Source organism: Priestia sp. P5_B4 (assembly GCF_056400385.1).
Genome location: NZ_JBFULJ010000721.1, coordinates 1 through 1948, shown reverse-complemented (window position 1 = coordinate 1948; position 1948 = coordinate 1). Strand labels below are relative to the sequence as shown.

2 protein-coding genes are annotated in these 1948 nt (G+C 39.0%); both read left to right on the top strand.

All coding sequences use genetic code 11. From position 1 onward, the window contains the following. Positions 1–33 precede the first annotated feature (33 nt). The gene (locus tag AC1DRF_RS25155) at positions 34–1047 is read left to right on the top strand and encodes an NADP-dependent oxidoreductase (RefSeq protein WP_477741975.1); all 1014 of its coding nucleotides are present in this window, start codon (positions 34–36) and stop codon (positions 1045–1047) included. 27 nt (positions 1048–1074) lie between these two features. Further along, a complete protein-coding gene (locus tag AC1DRF_RS25150) occupies positions 1075–1863 on the top strand; it encodes an SDR family oxidoreductase (RefSeq protein WP_427077144.1) in 789 nt (262 codons plus the stop codon). Positions 1864–1948: the final 85 nt, after the last annotated feature.

Genomic DNA, 1948 nt, shown 5'->3' with positions numbered 1-1948 from the left:
AAGCAACTCAATGGAAGGGTGCTAATGAAAAAAATGAAAACACTCATGAAAGCAGCTCAGATCACTAAATATTCAAAAGATATCCACGCCCAAGTTAATGACATTCTAATCCCAGAAATCGATGACAACCAAGTCTTGGTAAAAGTTAAATCTGCCGCGGTCAACCCACTCGAAATGTTGATTATCACAGGTAGTGTAAAACTGATTCAGAATTATGAATTCCCACTAACGCTTGGTAATGAACTGACAGGAATTATGGAAAAGGTTGGAAAAAGCGTGACGGAATTTCAGGTAGGAGATGACATCTATACACGTCTCCCATTAAAGAAAATTGGTGCTTTTGCGGAATATGCCGCAATTGATGCTACCGCCATTGCACCAATGCCAAAAAACTTATCCTATGTGGAAGCTGCTGCTGCACCACTGGCTGGACTCACAGCTTATCAAGGTCTGCACGAAGAACTTGAGGCACAGCCTGGTAAATCTGTTTTTATTCCAGGTGGATCGGGTAGCTTTGGTCAAATGGCTGTCCCAATCGCAAAGGAAATGGGTCTAAATGTCATTGTTAGTGGCAACTCAGAAGCGCGCGAACGCACGTTGGAAATGGGGGCAGATCAATATTTAATTTATAAAACAGAAAACTATGTTGACGTGTTGTCGAATGTGGATTATGTGATTGATACACTGGGACCTAAAGAATTTGACAATGAATTGAGTATCATCAAACCTGGCGGAAAATTGCTCTCTCTACGTACAGGTCCAAATAAGCTTTTCGGAAAAAAAGGGAATTTCCCATTTTGGAAACAAAAGCTGTTTTCCATTGCTGGTGCAAAGTATGACCACAAAGCCAAGAAACACGATGTGGAATATCATTTTATGTTTGTTCGTTCTGATGGCGCACAACTCAAAAAGGTTACCAAAATCATTGAAGAGAATAACATTGTTCCACCAATTCATCCCACACTATTTACCATAGACAATATAAATGAAGCGCTAGAACTTGTGGCAAATGGAAGACCAAGAGGGAAAGTAATTATTAATTTTTAGGACTCTACAGGAAGGGAAAGCAACGATATGAAATTGGAGAATCGAACTATTTTAGTAACGGGTGGGACATCTGGTATAGGCTTGGCTTTCGCAAAAAGGTTTGTTGAAATGGGGAACACAGTGATTGTCACTAGTAGATCCAAACAAAACATTGACCAAGCAATGAAAGAAAACCCTAATTTAATTGGCATTGCTGCGGATGTCAGTCAAGTAAAGTCGGTTGACCAGTTGGTGCATCAAATCAAACAACAGTATTCAAAACTAGACGTCCTGTTTAACTCAGCTGGTATCATGCGCTACTATGATCTATTCGCTGAAGAAGTCACAGGTGGACAACTAACCACAGAAATTGATACGAACCTAAACAGCACAATCTATGTGACAAAAGCATTCCTTCCTCTTCTTGCTAAACAAGAAGAAGCCATGATTGTGAATGTCAGCTCCGTACTAGCAAATATTTCGGTGGCAAGTAGTCCCATTTATTCTGCAACAAAAGCTGGAATACACATGTACACAGATGCGCTACGTGAACAAATTCGAGCCAAAAATGAGAGGATTCATGTCATGGAACTCTGTCCGCCACTCATTTCTGAAACGAATTTAGAGGATAAAATGTCACGTGACAAGTCAACAAAGTTCATTGATTTGCCATTGGACAAGCTTGTTGATGCTGGTATAAAAGGTATGGAAAAAAATAAAATTCGTTTAAATCCAGGTTTCAGCAAAATTATGCGTTTCATGAGCAAGATTGCACCAGATTTTGTGACGCATCAATGGGGAAAAACAATGATGAAAAGGATGAATAATGAGACTTAGTCTAGATAAAAGTTAAAAATAATACCGTTGTGTTTATTCTATACTATATCTTGTTTAATAGTAGACATATCGTAATATCATCTGT